Genomic DNA, 19548 nt, shown 5'->3' on the forward strand with positions numbered 1-19548 from the left:
GGTTGGTATGCCGTGAACCTCCGGATCCCCGATGGCAGGAAAGGTGGGGTTCTCGTCATTGCCGCCATGAGCGCACCGGCCGAGAATCGGGACATGCGAACGGTGCTGATCGTCCTCTTCGACGGCGTGCAGAGCCTCGACGTCACCGGCCCCCTTGAGGTGTTCGCGGGCGCCGGAACGTATCGAAGCGGTTCGTACGAGATCCGCACGGCCTCCCTGGACGGCGGCCCGGTCCGCTCCTCCAGCGGCCTCGTCATGGTCCCGGACCGCCCGCTCGCCGGCACGCCGCCCCCGCACACCCTGCTGGTCCCCGGCGGCAGCGGCACCCGGCGCCCGGATCCCCGCCTGACCGACTGGCTGCGCGCCCACGGCCCGCGCGCCGAGCGCCTGGTCTCGGTGTGCACCGGCGCCGCCCTGCTCGCGGCGGCGGGCCTGCTCGACGGCCGTCGCGCGACCACCCACTGGGCCTACTGCGACCGGCTCGCCCGCGACCATCCGGCGGTCACGGTCGAGCCCGATCCCATCTTCGTCCGCGACGGGAACGTGTCCACCTCGGCGGGTGTCACCTCCGGCATCGACCTGGCCCTCGCCCTCGTGGAGGAGGACCTGGGCCGTGAGGCCGCACTGACCGTCGCCCGGCATCTCGTCGTCTTCCTGCGGCGACCTGGCAACCAGGCCCAGTTCAGCGCCCAGCTCGCCGCCCAGACCGCGGCACGCGAACCGCTGAGGGAGGTCCAGCAGTGGATCTCCGAGCATCCGGGCGAGGATCTGAGCGTCGAGTCGCTCGCGGTCCGCGCCCGTCTCTCGCCGCGCCATTTCGCCCGTGCCTTCCGGACGGAGACGGGCACGACGCCCGGCCGGTACGTGGAGCAGGTGCGGCTCGAACACGCGCGCCGTCTCCTGGAGGACACCGCCGACGGGGTCGAGGAGGTCTCACGGGCCTGCGGTTACGGCACGCCCGAGGCCATGCGCCGCGCGTTCGTGAAGCTCCTCGGCTCGGCACCGGCCGAATACCGGCGCCGCTTCAGACCGGCCCCCACCGGCTGACGGCTCCATCGGCTGACGGCCCCACCGGCCGACAGCCCCCATACCGGCTGACGGCCCCTATCGGCTGACGGCCCCACCGGCCGACGGCCCCCATACCAGCTGACGGCCCCTACCGGCCGACGGCCCCCGACGGCACCGGCCGACGGTCCCACCGCGCCCGACCGCCCCGGCCGGCGGCCCCCGTCGCCTGACGGCCCGGCCGCTCCGCCCGGGGCGACCAGCCCGCCGCCCGGCGTCCACCCGGACGCCCGCGGTCCACCCCTTCGACGTAAGGACCCCGATGCAGATCGCCATCGTCCTCTACGACCGCTTCACCGCCCTGGACGCCGTCGGCCCCTACGAGACCCTCGGCAGGCTCCCGGACGCGGACACCGTCTTCGTCGCCGAGCGCACGGGGCCGGTCCGTTCCGACACCGGCCGGCTCGCCCTGACAGCGGACAAGAGCCTCGCGCAGGTGCCGCACCCGGACATCGTGGTCGTCCCGGGAGGGCCGGGCCAGAGCGACCAGATGGACAACCCGGTGCTCCTCGACTGGCTGCGGGCCGCCGATTCCACCAGTCTCTGGACGACCTCGGTGTGCACCGGCTCGCTGCTGCTCGCGGCCGCGGGGCTCCTGGACGGCCGCCGGGCCACCTCCCACTGGCTGGCCCTCGACGAACTCAAGCGCTTCGGCGCCGAGCCCACGGGGGAGCGGGTCGTGTTCGACGGCCCGTACGTCACCTCGGCCGGTGTCTCCTCGGGCATCGACATGGGGCTCGCCCTGCTCGGGAGGATCGCCGGGGACGAACACGCCCAGGCGGTCCAGCTGCTCACGGAGTACGACCCGCAGCCGCCCTACGACGCCGGGTCCCCGGAGAAGGCCCCCGCGCACCTCGTCGAGAAGTTCCGGAGCGGGAGCCGTTTCCCGCTGACGTAGAGGCGAGGACGTCTCGTACCGCGGACCCCGCCGGGCGCCGCTTCGACCTGCCGTGCGACCCCGGCAGCCCTCACGGAGCCCAGGTGAAGCGCGGCTGCCTGCGTTCGAGGAAGGCGGCGACCCCCTCCGCGGTGTCGTCGCCGGCGCGTGCCTGCCGGGTCCAGTGGGCGTCACGGTCGGTGCGCCCGTTCACGAACTCCTTGGCCGCCGACTGCGTCAGCAGGGAACGCGCGGCCAGGACACGGGTGAACTCCGCGACCCGCTTGTCGAGTTCGCCCTCGGGCAGCACCTCGTCCACGAGCCCGGTGCGCAGCGCGCGCTCGGTGTCGATCAACTCGCCCGAGAAGAGCAGGTACTTGGCGGCGGACGGTCCCACCAGGGCCGCCAGCCTCCGGGTGGAGGAGGCGGGATAGACGATGCCGAGGTTCGCCGGGGTCACCCCGAACAGCGAACCCTCCTGGGCGAATCGGAGATCGCAGGCGGCGGCGAGCTGGGATCCGCCGCCCACGCAGTACCCCCGGATCGCGGCCAGCGTCGGCTTGGGGAACGCGGCGAGGGACTCCTCGGCGAGCACGGCGAGTCCCTGGGCCTCGTCAGGGGACTTCCGCAGGGCCGAGATGTCGGCACCGGCGCAGAACGTGTCGCCCTCACCGGTGAGCACGAGCGCGCGCACGTCGGCGCGCGCGGCCAGCGCGTCCAGCAGCGGCGGAAGCGCTCGCCACATCGGTGTCGTCATGGCGTTCCGCTTGGCGGGGTGATGGATGACGACGGTGGCGACCCCGTCGCCGACGTGGTGCAACAGCTGCGGCTCCATACGCCGGATGCTATCCGCCCCGGCCGGCCGGACTTCGATCATGGTCCCGGGCCGCCGCGCGGACGAGGGAGCCGCGGGGAACGCGCGGGGCCGGCAGGAAGGGGCAAACCCGTACAACCCGAATAGTTTCGGAAACTGGCATGAAAGCGATAACAGCTGTCGTAGAAACGACTTTCTCTCGCATTCACGATCAGGAATCGGCGATAATTGCTGACTTCTGTTCAGTCAACCGGTACGGACCGGCGCATTACCAACACTCGACGTGTGGTGACAATCGAGCGCAAGGGTGGCGACCGGACGATGGAGAACCTCGGGCGGGGGTCCGACCCGAGCCCCGAAGGCGCAGTGGTGACTCCCGACGTCAGATCGCCGGGACCGCTTCCGTACGAGGGAGTGTGGCGGTTCACCGCCGCCGCCGTCGACGCCTCGGTGCCGCAGGCGCGGCACGCCGTCCGTGATCTGCTGGTCCGCCAGGGGGTGCCGGTCTCGGACGATGTCGTTCAGGGACTGCTGTTGATCGTCTCCGAACTGGTCACGAACGCGGTCAAGCATGCGGCACTTCTGTCGCCGATGCTCGCGGTGGAGGTCGCGGTCGGCGCGGACTGGGTGCGAGTGTCCGTCGAGGACGACCACCCGTACCGTCCGACCGCGCTGGAGGCCGACCACGGGCAGACCGGCGGCCGGGGCCTCCTGCTGGTGCGCGAGGTGACCAGGGAGTTCGGCGGAGGATGCGACGTCGAGTACACCGCGGGCGGCGGCAAGGTGATCTGGGCCGCCCTGCCGCTCGCTCCGAGCGCCTGAACGCCCGCGGGCCGGCTACCAGCCCGCGGACGGACCCGTCAGCTCCCGCATCGCCGGCCGGGCCGCGTCCAGCACGGTCATGAACCAGGCCGAGAACGGGTCCTTCGCGTGCCGCTCCGCCAGTTCGGCGGCGGTCACGAACGCCGTCGAGCCGACCTCCTCCGGGTCGGGCCGCAGTGCCGACTGCACCATTCCGACGAACAGATGGTTGTACTCCTGCTCCACCAGGCCCGAGTCCGGGTCCGGGTGGTTGTAACGCACCGTGCCCGCCTCGGCGAGCAGCGTCGGCGACACCCCGAGCTCCTCGTACGTGCGCCGGGCCGCCGCCGCGAAGGGGGCCTCGCCCGGATAGGGATGTCCGCAGCAGGTGTTCGACCACACACCGGGGGAGTGGTACTTGCCGAGCGCGCGCTGCTGGAGCAGGAGCCGGCCCTGCTCGTCGAAGAGGAACACCGAGAACGCTCTGTGCAGCTGTCCCGGCGCCTGATGGGCCGCGAGCTTCTCCGCCGTGCCGATCGTGTTGCCGTCCTCGTCGACCAGCTCCAGCAAGATCGCTTCAGCGGTGCCGTTCGACGAACTGTGCGTCGCGGTGGCAGGTGTGATCGGCATACCCATCCTTCGCATCGGTTTTCCAGCCCCAAGTCTGCCGTACGAATCCGGCACTCCCGGCACTTCGCGACTCTCCGCATGTCCCGCCCCGGGGTCGCGGGGCGGGACACGCGGCCGGCAGGGGATCAGACGCCGAACGCGGCCGGATACCTGATCGTGCCCGGCGCCACCGGCGAGGAACCGTCGAGGACGAGGGCCATCAGATGTTCGGGCGGCACGTCGAAACCGGGACGGATCCCGTGGTCCACGGCGGGTACGAAGCCGAAGCGCGGGTAGTACCCGGGATGCCCGAGCACGAGGACGAGCCCCTCGCCCCGCGCGCGTGCGGCCTCCAGCACCGCGCGGACGACCGCCGATCCGGCGCCCCGGCGATGCAGGTCGGGACGGACGGCGACCGGCGCCAGCGCGGCCGCCGGCACGTCGTCGACGTGACAGCGGGTGATCAGGGCGTACGCCGCGATCGTGCCGTCGGGTGCCTCGGCCACGTACGACAGGCCGGGAAGCCACGCCCCCGGATCGAGACGCAGCGCGTCCACCAGATCGGCCTCCTCCGCCCGGTCGAAGGCGGCGGCGGTCACGGCGTGCACCTCGGCCGCGTCGGCCGGGGTCTCCTGACGGGTGCGCCAGGCGGTGCTGTGTGCTGAGTGGTCGGTCATGGGAAACCCTTGGACGAGGGGCCCGGCCGACGCGACGGATGAACGGCGGTCAGCCCCGGGCCCGGAGGACGGGGACGCTGAGGTCGCTGCGCGGGGCAGCGCCGGCGAAGGCCGTCATCAACCCACCTCCTGGGATCCCCGCCAAGCTAGCAGCGCCCGCCCGGCGCCGCCTCCGGATTTCCCGATGCCGCTCCCGCCCGGCGCGCGTGCGCGGCGGGCCCGGGGAGGGGCGAGTGCGCGGGGAGCCCGGGGAGCGTCAGTGGCAGAGCTTCGCCTCGTGCTCCGCGTGTCCGCTCGGCTCCAGCTGGAACGTGCAGTGCTCGACGTCGAAGTGCACGCCCAGACAGCCCTGGAGTTCGTGCAGGATCTTCTCGTGGCCGATCGCGTTCAGGACGTCGGAGCTGACGACGACGTGCGCGGAGAGCACCGGCATACCGGAGGTGATGGTCCAGGCGTGCAGGTCGTGGACGTCCTCGACACCGTCGAGCGCCAGGATGTGGGCACGCACCTCCGCCATGTCCACCCCCTTGGGCGCCGCCTCCAGGAGGACGTCGAGCGTCTCCTGGAGCAGCTTCCAGGTGCGCGGGACGATCATCAGCGCGATGGCGATGGAGGCGATCGGGTCCGCCGCCTGCCAGCCGGTGGTCATGATCACCACGGCCGCGAGGATGACCGCCACCGAGCCCAGCGCGTCCGCCGCGACCTCCAGGAAGGCACCGCGCACGTTCAGGCTGTCCTTCTGCCCGCGCATCAGCAGCGTCAGCGAGACGGTGTTGGCGACCAGTCCGAACAGGCCGAACGCGATCGTCAGGCCGCCGTGGGTGTCCGCGGGCGTGATGAAGCGCTGGATCGCCTCGACGAGCACGTAGCCGCCGACGACGAGCAGCAGCAGACAGTTGGCGAGCGCGGCGAGGATCTCGGCCCGCGCGTAGCCGAAGGTGCGCTTCTCGCTCGGCGGGCGTGCCGCGAAGTGGATCGCGAGCAGCGCCATGCCGAGGCCCAGCGCGTCCGTCGCCATGTGGGCCGCGTCCGCGACCAGCGCGAGCGAGTCGGCCAGCAGACCGCCGAAGATCTCGACGACCATGACGGTGAGCGTGATCGCCAGCGCGACCCGCAGCCTCCCGCGGTACGCGGCGGTCGCCGTACCGGACGGGGGAGCTCCGTGCCCGTGCCCGTGGTCGTGCCCAGCCCCCATGAAAGCCGCCTCCTGTGTTCCGCTCGGTCGTGCCAGTCAACTACGGGCGGGGGGTATCGGGCAACGCGGCACTGAACACCGTTGTCATATGCTCTGACCTGCGGAAACGATCCGCAGGTCAGAGCGTCGGACAGGTTCAGGCGCCGGTGGTCCCCGGGTGGTGCAGCAGCCAGCCCCGCCAGGCCGACTCCACCATCTCGCGGACCCCTCGGCGCGCGCTCCAGCCCAGCTCGGCGGCGGCCAGAGCGGCCGAGGCGACCGCCCGCGGGGCGTCGCCGGGTCGGCGCGGTTCGACGACGGGCCGGACCGGGTCTCCGGTGACCTCGGAGATGAGCGTCACGAGTTCCCGTACCGAGACTCCCTCGCCCCGGCCGATGTTCACCGTCAGATCGCCGCTCGCGCCCTCGGTCAGCCGCCGGGCCGCCGCGAGGTGCGCCTCGGCGAGATCGGCGACGTGGATGTAGTCGCGTACGCAGGTGCCGTCCGGGGTCGGGTAGTCGTCGCCGAAGATCCGCGGGGCCTCGCCGCGGGTGAGCCGGTCGAACACCATCGGGACGATGTTGAAGATCCCGGTGTCGGCCAGCTCCGGGGAGGCCGCGCCCGCCACGTTGAAGTAGCGCAGGCACACCGTGGAGATACCGTGCGCCCGGCCCGCCGCCCGCACCAGCCACTCGCCGGCGAGCTTCGTCTCGCCGTACGGGCTCATCGGGGCGCAGGGGGTGTCCTCCGTGATGAGGTCCACGTCGGGGTTGCCGTAGACGGCGGCCGACGAGGAGAACACGAACCGCTCGACGCCCGCCCCCGCCACGGCCTCCAGCAGGGTCGCGAGACCGCCCACGTTCTCCTGGTAGTAGCGCGTCGGCTCGGCCACGGATTCGCCGACCTGCTTGCGGGCGGCGAGGTGCACCACCCCCGTGATCGCGTGCTCCGCCAGGACCCGCTTGAGCAGATCACCGTCCAGGGACGACCCCTGGACGAGGGGAATGCTCCGCGGGAGCCGGTTCGGCACCCCCGACGACAGGTCGTCGAGGGCCACGACGCGCTCCCCGGCACCCGCCATCGCCCGCGCCACGTGTGCCCCGATGTATCCGGCTCCGCCTGTGATCAGCCATGTCATGGACGACCACCCTATGCGGGGTCCGCGTCGGCGCCCGGTGTGCCCCGCTTTCGGGGAAGAATGACGTGCCGTACGCCCTGCCGGGAATGTTCCGGTCCGCGCACCGGTGCTTGTGACCGGGGCCCGTGATCCCTGATGATGACCGCGGCATCCGCCGGACAAAATCGGCTGATCGGACCGTGAACGGCTGGTGAACGCCCGCTTCCGTTCATCCGATAGCCTCTGCCGACATGCCGCCGGGGCCACCGCCATGAGCCGGGGTCCTTCCCATCACGCACACGCCGGACGCCAGGTCGCGCCGGCACCCAGGGAGTGAGTTCGCTGCCGACCGCCATCCTCACCGGCCAGCCGGTCCCCGGATCGTCGCTCGAAGGCGATCTGCGGTCGCTCGGCTTCGACGTACGTCTTGCGTCCGACGCGGGTGAGACCGAGGCCCTGCTGGCCGCCGTGCCGGCGAACCAGCGCGTCGCCGTCGTGGACGCCCGCTTCGTGGGGCACGTGCACGCCCTGCGGCTCGGCCTGACCGACCCCCGCTTCGCGGCCTCGGCCCTTCCCGGAGCCGTGTCCGTGCAGCCCGAGGCCCGGCGGGCGCTGGCCCGCGCCCTGACCCGGGAGACGGTGGCCGCGGGCAACACCGGCGCGGCCCCGGAGAACCTCCCCGAGCGCCTCGGCGAGGCCCTGGAGGCGGACGACCTCGGCGTCCACCGCCCCGAGCTCGGCACCCTCGTCGCCGAGGTCCCCGCCGATCCGCAGGAGCGCAACGGCGTCCGGCAGGCCGTCCTGGCCGTGGACGACGAGGCCGTACGGCTCCGCAGCGCCGTCAAGGCCCGCGACGGCTTCTTCACCACGTACTGCATCAGCCCGTATTCGCGCTACATCGCCCGCTGGTGCGCCCGCCGCGGCCTGACCCCGAACCAGGTCACCACCGCGTCGCTGATCACCGCGCTGATCGCCGCGGGCTGCGCCGCCACCGGCACCCGCGTCGGCTTCGTCGCCGCCGGTCTGCTGCTGCTGTGCTCCTTCGTGCTGGACTGCACGGACGGACAGCTCGCCCGCTACTCCCTCCAGTACTCGACGCTCGGCGCCTGGCTGGACGCGACCTTCGACCGTGCCAAGGAGTACGCCTACTACGCGGGACTCGCGCTCGGCGCGGCCCGCGGCGGCGACGACGTGTGGGCGCTCGCGCTCGGCGCGATGATCCTCCAGACCTGCCGGCACGTCGTGGACTTCTCCTTCAACGAGGCGAACCACGACGCCACGGCCAACACCAGCCCCACCGCAGCCCTGTCCGACAAGCTCGACAGCGTCGGCTGGACGGTCTGGGTGCGCCGGATGATAGTCCTGCCCATCGGCGAACGATGGGCGATGATCGCCGTCCTGACGGCGCTGACGACCCCCCGTATCACCTTCTACGCGCTGATCGCCGGCTGCGCCTTCGCGGCCACCTACACCACGGCGGGCCGGGTGCTGCGCTCGCTCACCCGCAGGGCCAGCCGCACCGACCGTGCCGCGCAGGCACTGGTGGACCTCACCGACTCCGGCCCGCTCGCCGAGTACCTGACCCGTTACACGGGCCGCCTCACGCGCGTCGCCCCGGCCCTCGTCGCCCTCGTCGCCGGCGCGGTCGTGGTGACATCCGCCGCACTGGCCCCGTACGGCAGCTGGCTGCCCGTGCTCGGTGCCCTCGTGTACGTCCTGCTGTCACCGGCCGCCCTGCTCAGGCCCCTCAAGGGCCCCCTCGACTGGCTGGTCCCGCCGTTCTTCCGCGCCGCCGAATACCTCACCGTTCTGGCACTGGCGGTCGACGCCGGCGTGAACGGAGTGCTTCCGGCGGCTTTCGGCCTGGTGGCCGCCGTCGCCTACCATCACTACGACACGGTGTACCGCATTCGCGGAAACGCCGCAGCCCCCCCGCACTGGCTGGTGCGGGCGATCGGCGGGCACGAGGGCAGGACGCTGCTGGTCACCGTCCTCGCCGCGCTGCTCACCGCCCCACAGTTCAAGGTCGCGCTCACGGCGCTCGCCGTGGCCGTCGCCCTGCTGGTGCTCGCCGAGAGCATCCGCTTCTGGGTGTCCTCCGGGGCCCCCGCCGTACACGATGAAGGAGAACCCGCATGATCGGCCTCGTGCTGGCGGCCGGCGCCGGCCGGCGTCTGCGCCCCTACACCGACAGCCTCCCGAAGGCTCTGGTGCCGGTGGGCCCCGCAGGCCAGGAGGACTCCCTCACGGTCCTGGACCTGACCCTCGGCAACTTCGCCGAGATCGGTCTGACCGAGGTCGGCATCATCGTCGGCTACCGCAAGGAGGCGGTCTACGACCGCAAGGCGGCCCTGGAGGAGAAGTACGGCCTCAGGATCACCCTGATCGACAACGACAAGGCCGAGGAGTGGAACAACGCCTACTCCCTGTGGTGCGGCCGTGACGCCCTCAAGGACGGCGTGATCCTCGCCAACGGCGACACCGTGCACCCGGTCTCCGTCGAGCGCACCCTGCTCGCCGCCCGCGGCGACGGCAAGAAGATCATCCTCGCCCTCGACACGGTGAAGAAGCTCGCCGACGAGGAGATGAAGGTCGTCGTGGACCCCGACAAGGGCGTCCAGAAGATCACCAAGCTCATGGAGCCGTCCGAGGCCACCGGCGAGTACATCGGTGTGACCCTCATCGAGGGCGCCGCCGCCGACGAGCTGGCCGACGCCCTGAAGACGGTCTGGGAGACGGACCCGCAGCAGTTCTACGAGCACGGCTACCAGGAGCTCGTCAACCGCGGCTTCCGGATCGACGTGGCCCCGATCGGCGATGTCAAGTGGGTCGAGATCGACAACCACGACGACCTCGCCAAGGGACGTGAGATCGCGTGCCAGTACTGACGAGGCTCATCCCCTCGCCGGTCGTCGTCGACATCCGTCCGGGTGCCCTGGACGACCTGGCGAGCGTGCTCAGCGACGAGCGCATCTCGCACTCGGGCAAGCTGGCCATCGCGGTCAGCAGCGGCTCGGGCGCGCGCCTGCGCGAGCGGATCGCCCCGGCGCTGCCCGGCGCCACCTGGTACGAGGTCGGCGGCGGAACGCTCGACGACGCCATCCGGCTGGCCGGTGCCATGCGGGCCGGCCACTACGACGCGGTCGTGGGCCTGGGCGGCGGAAAGATCATCGACTGCGCCAAGTTCGCCGCGGCGCGGGTCGGTCTGCCGCTGGTCGCGGTGCCCACGAACCTCGCGCACGACGGACTGTGCTCGCCGGTCGCCACCCTCGACAACGACGCGGGCCGCGGCTCCTACGGCGTGCCCAACCCGATCGCCGTGGTCATCGACCTCGACGTGATCCGTGAGGCACCGGTCCGGTTCGTCCGGGCGGGCATCGGGGACGCGGTCTCCAACATCAACGCGATCGCGGACTGGGAACTGTCCAACCGCGTCAAGGGCGAGAAGATCGACGGACTGGCCGCCGCCATGGCGCGCCAGGCCGGCGAGGCCGTGCTCCGGCACCCCGGGGGCGTCGGCGACAACGACTTCCTCCAGGTCCTCGCCGAGGCGCTGGTCCTCACCGGCGTCGCGATGTCGATCTCGGGCGACTCCCGGCCGGCCTCCGGCTCCTGCCACGAGATCAACCACGCCTTCGACCTCCTCTTCCCCAAGCGGGCGGCGAGCCACGGCGAGCAGTGCGGCCTGGGCGCGGCCTTCGCGATGTACCTGCGCGGCGCCCACGAGGACGCGGCGTTCATGGCCGAGGTGCTGCGGCGGCACGGACTGCCGGTGCTGCCCGAGGAGATCGGCTTCACCGTGGAGGAGTTCGTGGAGGTCGTGGAGTTCGCTCCGCAGACCCGGCCCGGCCGCTACACGATCCTCGAACATCTCGACCTGAAAACCCACCAGATCAAGGACATCTACTCCGACTATGCCAAGGCCATCGGTAGCTGAACTCCGCCCCGTCGTTCATCCCCCGGGGGTGAAGGACCGGCGCAGCGGTGAGCACTGGGCGGGACGCCTGTACATGCGAGAGATCTCGCTGCGCTGCGACCGCTACCTGGTGAACACCAGGATCACGCCCAACCAGCTCACGTACCTGATGACCCTGTGCGGCGTGCTCGCGGCCCCGGCCCTGCTGGTGCCGGGGATCGCGGGCGCGGTGCTCGGCGTGGTGATGGTCCAGCTCTATCTGCTGCTCGACTGCGTCGACGGCGAGATAGCGCGCTGGAAGAAGCAGTACTCGCTCGGCGGGGTCTATCTCGACCGTGTCGGCGCCTATCTCACCGACGCGGCCGTCCTCGTCGGCCTCGGCCTGCGGGCCGCGGACCTGTGGGGCGGCGGGCGCGTCGACTGGCTGTGGGCCTTCCTCGGCACGCTGGCCGCGCTCGGCGCGATCCTGGTCAAGGCGGAGACCGACCTCGTCGGCGTCGCCCGTCACCAGGGCGGGCTGCCGCCGGTCAAGGAAGCCGCGTCCGAGCCCCGCTCGTCGGGCGTGGCGCTGGCCCGCAGGGCCGCCGCGGCGCTCAAGTTCCACCGGCTGATCCTCGGCATCGAGGCGTCCCTGCTCATCCTGCTCCTCGCCGTCGCGGACCAGATCAGGGGCGACCTGTTCTTCACCCGGCTCGGCACCGCCGTGCTCGCCGGCATCGCGCTCCTCCAGACCGTGCTGCACCTGGTGTCCATCCTCGCTTCGAGCAGGCTCAAGTGAGTACGGCCACGAAGGTCGGCGCGGTGATCATCACCATGGGCAACCGCCCCGACGAGCTCAGGGCCCTGCTCGACTCCGTCGCCAAGCAGGACGGCGACCGCGTCGAGGTGGTCGTCGTCGGCAACGGCTCACCCGTCCCGGACGTCCCCGCGGGCGTCCGGACGGTCGAGCTGCCCGAGAACCTCGGCATCCCCGGCGGCCGCAACGTGGGCATCGAGGCCTTCGGCCCCGGCGGCACCGACGTGGACGTCCTGCTCTTCCTGGACGACGACGGTCTGCTGGCCCGCCACGACACGGCCGAGCTGTGCCGCCGGGCCTTCGCCGACGACTCCGAGCTCGGCATCATCAGCTTCCGCATCGCCGACCCCGAGACCGGCGAGACCCAGCGCCGCCACGTCCCGAGGCTGCGCGCCGCCGACCCGATGCGGTCCTCGCGCGTCACCACGTTCCTCGGCGGCGCCAACGCGGTCCGTACGAAGGTCCTCGCCGAGGTCGGCGGGCTCCCGGACGCCTTCTTCTACGCCCATGAGGAGACCGACCTGGCCTGGCGGGCCCTCGACGCCGGCTGGATGATCGACTACCGCTCCGACATGGTGCTCCACCACCCGACGACCGCTCCCTCGCGGCACGCGGTCTACCACCGGATGGTGGCCCGCAACCGGGTGTGGCTGGCGCGCCGGAACCTTCCCGCACCCCTCGTACCGGTCTACCTGGGCGTCTGGATGCTCCTGACCCTGCTGCGCCGCCCCTCGCGGGCCGCGCTGCGCGCGTGGTTCGGCGGATTCGGGGAAGGCTGGAGGAGTCCCTGCGGACCGAGGCGCCCCATGAAATGGCGCACGGTGTGGCGGCTGACCCGGCTGGGCCGGCCTCCCGTCATCTGACAAGCCCGACTGGGCCGTCCCCCGGTCATCTGACAAGCTCGATCCTGAGAGCACCCGGGCACAACCCGGCCCCGGCTCATGCCGGTGCCCGGCCGGCCGTGCGCCTCTCGAAGACGAAAGTTTCCCCTTGTGAGTACGACGCATGACGGCGGCATCGCGGTGAGCGACCGACCCTCGCCCGACGACGGGCTGTCCGCGGCCGACCTCGCCGCCAGGTACGGCCTCGCGGTCAGCGGCGCACGTCCCGGACTGGTGGCGTACGTCCGTCAGCTGTGGGGCCGGCGGCACTTCATCCTCGCCTTCTCGCAGGCCAAGCTCACCGCCCAGTACAGCCAGGCCAAGCTCGGCCAGCTGTGGCAGGTGGCGACCCCGCTGCTCAACGCGGCCGTCTACTACTTCATCTTCGGCCTGATCCTGAAGGCCGACCGGGGCATGTCGCACGACGTGTACATCCCGTTCCTGGTGACCGGCGTCTTCGTCTTCACCTTCACGCAGAGCTCGGTCATGGCGGGCGTCCGGGCGATCTCGGGCAACCTGGGACTGGTGCGCGCGCTGCACTTCCCGCGTGCCTCGCTGCCCGTCTCGTTCGCCCTCCAGCAGCTCCAGCAGCTGCTCTTCTCGATGATCGTGCTGTTCGTCGTGGCGATCGGGTTCGGCAGCTATCCGGGCCTGTCCTGGCTGCTGATCATCCCGGTGCTGTTCCTCCAGTTCCTGTTCAACACCGGCCTCGCGCTGATCGTGGCGCGGATGGGCAGCAAGACGCCCGACCTCGCCCAGCTGATGCCGTTCATCCTGCGCACCTGGATGTACGCATCCGGTGTCATGTTCTCCATCAGCGCCATGCTCGCCGGCCGCCCCGAGTGGATCGCCCGGGTCCTCCAGGCGAACCCGGCCGCGGTCTACATGGACCTGATGCGTTTCGCGCTCATCGACGGGTACGGCGCCTCCAGCCTGCCCCCGCACGTGTGGGCCATCGCCGTCTTCTGGGCCGTGGTCACGGTCGTCGGCGGTTTCGTCTACTTCTGGAAGGCTGAGGAGAGGTACGGCCGTGGCTGAGCTCGAGAAGACGTCGCACATCCCGACCGTCATCGCGGACGAACTGCACATCGTCTACCGCGTGAACGGCGCCAAGACCGGCAAGGGCAGCGCCACCGCGGCCCTCAGCCGCATCCTCAAGCGCGGCGAGGAACGCGGTGTGCGCAAGGTGCACGCCGTGAAGGGCGTCTCCTTCACCGCCTACCGCGGCGAGGCCATCGGTCTGATCGGCTCGAACGGCTCCGGCAAGTCCACGCTCCTGCGCGCCATCGCCGGCCTGCTCCCCGCGGAGAAGGGCAAGGTCTACACCGACGGCCAGCCCTCGCTGCTCGGCGTGAACGCGGCCCTGATGAACGACCTGACGGGCGAGCGGAACGTCATCCTGGGCGGCCTCGCCATGGGCATGTCCCGCGAGCAGATCAAGGAGCGCTATCAGGAGATCGTCGACTTCTCGGGCATCAACGAGAAGGGCGACTTCATCACCCTGCCGATGCGGACCTACTCCTCCGGCATGGCGGCGCGGCTGCGGTTCTCCATCGCGGCGGCCAAGGACCACGACGTCCTGATGATCGACGAGGCCCTCGCCACGGGTGACCGCTCCTTCCAGCGGCGCTCCGAGGAGCGCATCCGCGAGCTGCGCAAGAGCGCGGGCACGGTGTTCCTGGTCAGCCACAACAACAAGTCGATCCGCGACACCTGCGACCGCGTGCTGTGGCTGGAGCGCGGTGAACTGCGCATGGACGGCCCGACCGAGGACGTCCTCAAGGAGTACGAGAAGTTCACGGGCAAGTAGCCCGTTTCGACCAGGGCCCCGCCGGAACTCTCCGGCGGGGCCCTGCGTCTGCGACGGAAACGCCAACTCCCGTCGGCGTGGGGAATCTTGACGCCAATCGGTGTGTTGTTGTGATGTGCAGGACACCCCGGCGGAGTGTGCCGCGTTGTACAACGTAAGCTGTACCGGTGCTGAAACGCGTCAAGTGGGGCGATAATACGCGACACCCGGCACCGTCACGCCGAGCGGATATCCGGGCGGCGTGTCCGAAATGGGCAGGGTTGGGTCGGCAGTGTAGAACGGGAGATGTGACGGCAATGGCTACGGTGACTCTCCAGCTCCGCGATGCGTGTGCCGTCCCCGCGCCGGGCGGCGAGCGGTGATCGAAGCCGGGACGGCCCGCACCGGTGATCCGGTGCGCGGCACCCTCGACAAAGCCGCGGACGAGAACTTTCCCGTGGCCCCGTTCTTCCTGCCCAGGGCCTGGCGCGACGACCTGATGGCCGTGTACGGCTTCGCCCGTCTCGTGGACGACATCGGTGACGGCGACCTCGCCCCCGGCGGCGCCGACGCCCGGCTCCTTGGCGTGTCCGACACGGACGCCGACGACCGTCTGGTCCTCCTCGACGCGCTCGAAGCCGATCTTCACCGGGTGTTCGACTCGGCCCCGCGGCACCCGCTGCTGCGCCGGCTCCTGCCCACGGTCCGCCGCGCCGATCTGACCCCCGAGCCCTTTCTCGGGCTGATCGCGGCCAACCGCCAGGACCAGCTCGTCACGCGGTACGAGACCTACGACGATCTGCTCGCCTACTGTGAACTCTCCGCGAACCCCGTCGGCCGCCTGGTCCTCTCCGTCACCGGAACGTCCACGCCCGAGCGGGTCCGCCGCTCCGACGCGGTGTGCACGGGGCTCCAGATCGTCGAGCACCTCCAAGACGTGGCCGAAGACCTGGGCCGCGACCGCGTGTACCTGCCCGCCGAGGACATGAAACGCTTCCACGTCGCCGAATCCGATCTCGCCGTCCCCACAGCAGGCGCATCGGTGCGAGCACTGGTTGCATACGAAGCAGAACGCGCTTTGAACCTCCTGAATGAAGGCACCCCCCTCGTGGGTAGCGTCCACGGCAGGCTGAAACTGCTGCTCGCGGGGTTCGTGGCGGGGGGAAAGGCGGCGGTCCGCGCGATCGCGGCCGCCGAATACGACGTACTACCCGGCCCGCCCAAGCCCGGCAAGCTCCAGCTGCTGCGCGAGGTGGGAGTGACTCTGCGAGGAGAGGGGTGATCCGGACCGTGGAGTCGGAACAGCACGTGTCCGCACCGGTACTCGCCGCGTACAGCTACTGCGAGGCGGTGACCGGTCAGCAGGCACGTAATTTCGCGTACGGCATCAGGCTGCTGCCGACGTCCAAGCGCCGTGCGATGTCGGCGCTCTACGCGTTCTCCCGGCGCGTGGACGACATCGGCGACGGCACGCTGGCGCCGGACGTGAAGGCGGTGCGCCTGGAGGAGACACGGGCGCTGCTCGCCCGGGTCCGCGCGGGCGACGTCGCCGAGGACGACACCGACCCGGTCGCGGTCGCCCTCAGCCACACCGCCGAGTACTTCCCGGTGCCCCTCGGGGGCCTGGACGAGCTCATCGACGGCGTGCTGATGGACGTACGCGGTGAGACGTACGAGACCTGGGACGACCTGAAGGTCTACTGCCGGTGCGTGGCGGGAGCGATCGGGCGGCTCTCGCTCGGGGTCTTCGGCACCGAACCGGGGGCGCGCGGCATCGAGCGCGCGCCGGAGTACGCCGACACGCTCGGGCTCGCGCTCCAGCTCACCAACATCCTGCGGGACGTCCGGGAGGACGCCGAGGGCGGGCGCACCTACCTGCCCGCCGACGACCTGGCCAAGTTCGGCTGCTCGGCCGGGTTCGACGGGCCGACCCCGCCGCCGGGCTCCGACTTCGCGGGCCTCGTGCACTTCGAGGTGCGCCGGGCACGCGCCCTGTTCGCGGAGGGCTACCGCCTGCTGCCCATGCTGGACCGGCGCAGCGGCGCCTGTGTCGCGGCCATGGCGGGGATCTACCGGCGCCTGCTCGACCGCATCGAGCGCGAGCCGGAGGCCGTCCTGCGCGGCCGGGTGTCCCTGCCGGGACGCGAGAAGGCGTACGTCGCGGTGCGCGGCCTCTCCGGTCTCGACGCCCGGCACGTCTCCCGCCGTACGGTCCGGAGGCGTGTCTGAATGGACGCGTGTTTGATGGATGAAATGGTCCAAGGTGATACGGCCGACGAAAAACGGCAGGCAACCCTCCGGAGCCCGGTGGCGTCCCTGACTGCGACGGCCTGCCGTGAATCGTTCAACCATCACGGGGATGCCGCAGGGGAGGGTGCGCGATGAGCGAGGACGAGTCCACGGACACGTCCGGCCGGGCCACCGCCGTGGTGATCGGCGGGGGTCTCGCCGGCGTCACCGCCGCGCTCGCACTGGCCGACGCGGGGGTCCGGGTCACCCTGCTCGAAGGCAGGCCGCGCCTCGGCGGTCTCGCCTTCTCCTTCCAGCGCGGCGACCTCACCGTGGACAACGGACAGCACGTCTTCCTGCGCTGCTGCACCGCCTACCGCTGGTTCCTCGACCGCGTCGACGCGACCGCGCTCGCGCCCGTGCAGGATCGTCTCGACGTGCCCGTTCTCGATCTGGACGCACCGCCGGGACGACGGCTCGGAAGGATCGGCCGCGACGCGCTGCCCGTGCCGCTGCACCTGGCACGCAGCCTCGCCACGTACCAGCACCTCTCGCTCGCCGAACGCGCCGGGGTGGGCCGTGCCGCGCTCGCGCTCAAGGGCCTTGATCTCACCGATCCGGCACTCGACACGCAGAACTTCGGCGACTGGCTCGCCGCGCACGGCCAGTCACGCCGTGCCGTCGAGGCACTGTGGGACCTCGTGGGGGTCGCCACCCTCAACGCGGTGGCCCAGGACTCCTCGCTCGGGCTCGCCGCGATGGTGTTCAAGACAGGTCTGCTGTCCGACCCGGGCGCGGCCGACATCGGCTGGGCACGCGTCCCGCTGGGCGAACTGCACGACACTCTGGCCCGCAAGGCGCTCGACTCCGCGGGCGTACGCACCGAGATCCGTACACGCGTCACCTCCGTCTCCCCTTACGGGAACGGACGCTGGAGCGTTCAGGTTCCCGGCGAGCGCATCGAGGCCGACACCGTCGTGCTCGCCGTACCCCAGCGCGAGGCCCACGACCTGCTGCCCGAAGGGGCGCTCGACGCCCCCGAGCGGCTTCTGGACATCGGCACCGCGCCGATCCTCAACATCCACGTCGTCTACGACCGCCAGGTCCTCACCGCCCCGTTCTTCGCGGCCCTCGGCTCCCCGGTGCAGTGGGTCTTCGACCGCACCGAGGCCTCCGGACTCAAGGACGGGCAGTATCTGGCGCTGTCGCAGTCGGCCGCGCAGGACGAGATCGACGAGCCCGTCGCCGTGCTCCGGGAGCGCTATCTGCCGGAGCTGGAGCGGCTGCTGCCCGGTGCGCGCGGCGCCGCGGTGAAGGACTTCTTCGTGACCCGGGAGCGAACCGCGACGTTCGCCCCCGCCCCGGGCGTCGGGCGGCTGCGGCCCGGTGCCCGTACCAAGGCCCCCGGCCTGTACCTGGCCGGAGCGTGGACCGCCACAGGGTGGCCCGCGACCATGGAGAGTGCGGTTCGCAGTGGAGTCGGTGCGGCGGACGCCGCGCTGCACGCCCTGGGCCGGCCCCGCGACCATCTCCTCGGACTCTTCGAGGAGGCGGCATGACGCTCGACCGGAGCTTGGCAGGTCCCCGCACCCCCGGTACCGCAACAAGAGGAGAGATTGTGCCCACTGTGCCCCCGGCCGAAACGGCTGCCGACGCGGTGGACGTGACCGCGCTCCTGGAGCGCGGCCGGACCCTGGCCACACCGGTGCTCAAGGCGGCCGTCGACCGCCTGGCGCCGCCCATGGACACCGTCGCCGCCTACCACTTCGGCTGGATCGACGCCGAGGGCAACCCCGCGGACGGCGACGGAGGCAAGGCGGTGCGGCCCGCGCTCGCCGTGCTCTCGGCGCAGGCCGCCGGTGCCTCCCCCGAGGTGGGCGTCCCCGGAGCGGTCGCCGTCGAACTGGTGCACAACTTCTCGCTGCTGCACGACGACCTGATGGACGGCGACGAGCAGCGCCGCCACCGCGACACCGTCTGGAAGGTGCACGGCCCCGCCCAGGCGATCCTGGTCGGCGACGCCCTGTTCGCGCTGGCCAACGAGGTCCTCCTCGAACTCGGCACCGTCGAGGCCGGCCGGGCCACCCGCCGCCTGACCACCGCCACCCGGGCCCTGATCGACGGCCAGGCCCAGGACATCTCCTACGAGCACCGCGACCGCGTCAGCGTCGAGGAGTGCCTGGAGATGGAGGGCAACAAGACCGGCGCCCTGCTCGCCTGCGCCTGCTCCATCGGCGCGGTCCTCGGCGGCGCCGACGACCTCACCGCCGACACGCTGGAGCGCTACGGCTACCACCTCGGCCTCGCCTTCCAGGCCGTCGACGACCTGCTCGGCATCTGGGGCGACCCGGAGGCCACCGGGAAGCAGACCTGGAGCGATCTGCGCCAGCGCAAGAAGTCCCTGCCGGTCGTGGCCGCGCTCGCCGCGGGCGGCCCGGCCTCCGAGCGGCTCGGCGACCTGCTCGCCGAGGACGCCAAGGCCAGCGACTTCGAGAACTTCTCCGAGGAGGAGTTCGCCGCGCGCGCCGCGCTCATCGAGGAGGCGGGCGGCCGCGAGTGGACCGCCCAGGAGGCACGCCGCCAGCACGCGATCGCCCTGGAGGCGCTGGACGCCGTACCGATGCCCGAACAGGTACGCGCCCAGCTCGTGGCGCTGGCCGACTTCGTCGTCGTACGGAAGAGATGATCGTCATCGGTCGAATAAACCTCGCGTAGTCGCCGGCCGGTGCCTTCCCCAAGCGTCGAACCTCGTTCGAGCGGGGGGATATCCATCCGAACGAACGCACCGGCCGACGGCGGACCC

Annotated in this window: 19 protein-coding genes; 14 read left to right on the forward strand and 5 right to left on the reverse strand. The window is 71.4% G+C overall.

Annotated features, from left to right (window positions below):
* Positions 1-93 precede the first annotated feature (93 nt).
* Positions 94-1047: a GlxA family transcriptional regulator gene (locus WJM95_RS28225; RefSeq protein ID WP_339132743.1), complete on the forward strand. Its 954-nt coding sequence runs from the start codon at positions 94-96 to the stop codon at positions 1045-1047.
* 280 nt (positions 1048-1327) lie between these two features.
* Complete coding sequence (locus WJM95_RS28230) at positions 1328-1963, forward strand: DJ-1/PfpI family protein (RefSeq protein ID WP_339132745.1); 636 nt, start codon at positions 1328-1330, stop codon at positions 1961-1963.
* A gap of 70 nt (positions 1964-2033) precedes the next feature.
* Here WJM95_RS28230 and WJM95_RS28235 read toward each other — a convergent pair whose 3' ends face one another.
* Positions 2034-2777, reverse strand: coding sequence for an enoyl-CoA hydratase-related protein (locus WJM95_RS28235; protein ID WP_339132747.1), 744 nt, complete (start codon positions 2775-2777; stop codon positions 2034-2036).
* A gap of 300 nt (positions 2778-3077) precedes the next feature.
* Between WJM95_RS28235 and WJM95_RS28240 the strand changes: the two genes are divergently transcribed.
* Entirely contained in the window at positions 3078-3578 is a 501-nt protein-coding gene (locus WJM95_RS28240; RefSeq protein WP_339135892.1) for an ATP-binding protein, read from the forward strand.
* A 15-nt stretch (positions 3579-3593) separates the two neighbouring features.
* Here WJM95_RS28240 and idi read toward each other — a convergent pair whose 3' ends face one another.
* From idi to galE, 4 genes are all read right to left on the reverse strand, one after another.
* Positions 3594-4187, reverse strand: coding sequence for an isopentenyl-diphosphate Delta-isomerase (gene idi / locus WJM95_RS28245; RefSeq protein WP_339132749.1), 594 nt, complete (start codon positions 4185-4187; stop codon positions 3594-3596).
* Positions 4188-4312: 125 nt separating this feature from the next.
* Positions 4313-4843 (reverse strand): N-acetyltransferase, encoded by a 531-nt coding sequence (locus tag WJM95_RS28250; RefSeq protein ID WP_339132751.1) that lies wholly within the window; start codon positions 4841-4843, stop codon positions 4313-4315.
* 256 nt (positions 4844-5099) lie between these two features.
* Positions 5100-6038, reverse strand: coding sequence for a cation diffusion facilitator family transporter (locus WJM95_RS28255; protein ID WP_339132753.1), 939 nt, complete (start codon positions 6036-6038; stop codon positions 5100-5102).
* A gap of 136 nt (positions 6039-6174) precedes the next feature.
* Positions 6175-7155, reverse strand: a complete 981-nt coding sequence (gene galE, locus WJM95_RS28260; protein ID WP_339132755.1) for a UDP-glucose 4-epimerase GalE — start codon at positions 7153-7155, stop codon at positions 6175-6177.
* 321 nt (positions 7156-7476) lie between these two features.
* On the opposite strand from galE, the gene WJM95_RS28265 reads away from it, so the two are divergent.
* The 11 genes from WJM95_RS28265 to WJM95_RS28315 all read left to right on the forward strand — a co-directional run bounded on the left by WJM95_RS28265 (position 7477) and on the right by WJM95_RS28315 (position 19431).
* A complete protein-coding gene (locus WJM95_RS28265) occupies positions 7477-9273 on the forward strand; it encodes a DUF5941 domain-containing protein (RefSeq protein ID WP_339135894.1) in 1797 nt (598 codons plus the stop codon).
* Positions 9270-10022, forward strand: coding sequence for a phosphocholine cytidylyltransferase family protein (locus tag WJM95_RS28270; RefSeq protein ID WP_339132757.1), 753 nt, complete (start codon positions 9270-9272; stop codon positions 10020-10022). The genes WJM95_RS28265 and WJM95_RS28270 overlap by 4 nt, the downstream gene beginning before the upstream one ends.
* Positions 10010-11071 (forward strand): iron-containing alcohol dehydrogenase family protein, encoded by a 1062-nt coding sequence (locus WJM95_RS28275; RefSeq protein ID WP_339132759.1) that lies wholly within the window; start codon positions 10010-10012, stop codon positions 11069-11071. The genes WJM95_RS28270 and WJM95_RS28275 overlap by 13 nt, the downstream gene beginning before the upstream one ends.
* Complete coding sequence (locus WJM95_RS28280; protein WP_339132761.1) at positions 11049-11828, forward strand: CDP-alcohol phosphatidyltransferase family protein; 780 nt, start codon at positions 11049-11051, stop codon at positions 11826-11828. The genes WJM95_RS28275 and WJM95_RS28280 overlap by 23 nt, the downstream gene beginning before the upstream one ends.
* 35 nt (positions 11829-11863) lie before the next feature.
* On the forward strand, positions 11864-12709 hold the full coding sequence (locus tag WJM95_RS28285) for a glycosyltransferase (protein WP_339135896.1): 846 nt from the start codon (positions 11864-11866) through the stop codon (positions 12707-12709).
* 78 nt (positions 12710-12787) lie between these two features.
* Entirely contained in the window at positions 12788-13765 is a 978-nt protein-coding gene (locus WJM95_RS28290) for an ABC transporter permease (protein ID WP_339132763.1), read from the forward strand.
* On the forward strand, positions 13758-14537 hold the full coding sequence (locus WJM95_RS28295; RefSeq protein ID WP_339132765.1) for an ABC transporter ATP-binding protein: 780 nt from the start codon (positions 13758-13760) through the stop codon (positions 14535-14537). The genes WJM95_RS28290 and WJM95_RS28295 overlap by 8 nt, the downstream gene beginning before the upstream one ends.
* 358 nt (positions 14538-14895) lie before the next feature.
* Positions 14896-15798 carry a squalene synthase HpnC gene (gene hpnC, locus WJM95_RS28300; RefSeq protein ID WP_339132767.1) on the forward strand — a complete coding sequence of 301 codons (903 nt, stop codon included), beginning with the start codon at positions 14896-14898 and terminating at the stop codon, positions 15796-15798.
* Positions 15795-16745 (forward strand): presqualene diphosphate synthase HpnD, encoded by a 951-nt coding sequence (gene hpnD, locus WJM95_RS28305; protein ID WP_339132769.1) that lies wholly within the window; start codon positions 15795-15797, stop codon positions 16743-16745. The genes hpnC and hpnD overlap by 4 nt, the downstream gene beginning before the upstream one ends.
* Before the next feature lie 152 nt (positions 16746-16897).
* Positions 16898-18304: a hydroxysqualene dehydroxylase HpnE gene (gene hpnE, locus WJM95_RS28310; protein WP_339132771.1), complete on the forward strand. Its 1407-nt coding sequence runs from the start codon at positions 16898-16900 to the stop codon at positions 18302-18304.
* Positions 18301-19431: a polyprenyl synthetase family protein gene (locus WJM95_RS28315; protein WP_339132773.1), complete on the forward strand. Its 1131-nt coding sequence runs from the start codon at positions 18301-18303 to the stop codon at positions 19429-19431. The genes hpnE and WJM95_RS28315 overlap by 4 nt, the downstream gene beginning before the upstream one ends.
* The last annotated feature ends 117 nt before the right edge of the window (positions 19432-19548 follow it).

Origin of the sequence: Streptomyces sp. f51 (genome assembly GCF_037940415.1) — a bacterium.
GTDB lineage: Bacteria > Actinomycetota > Actinomycetes > Streptomycetales > Streptomycetaceae > Streptomyces.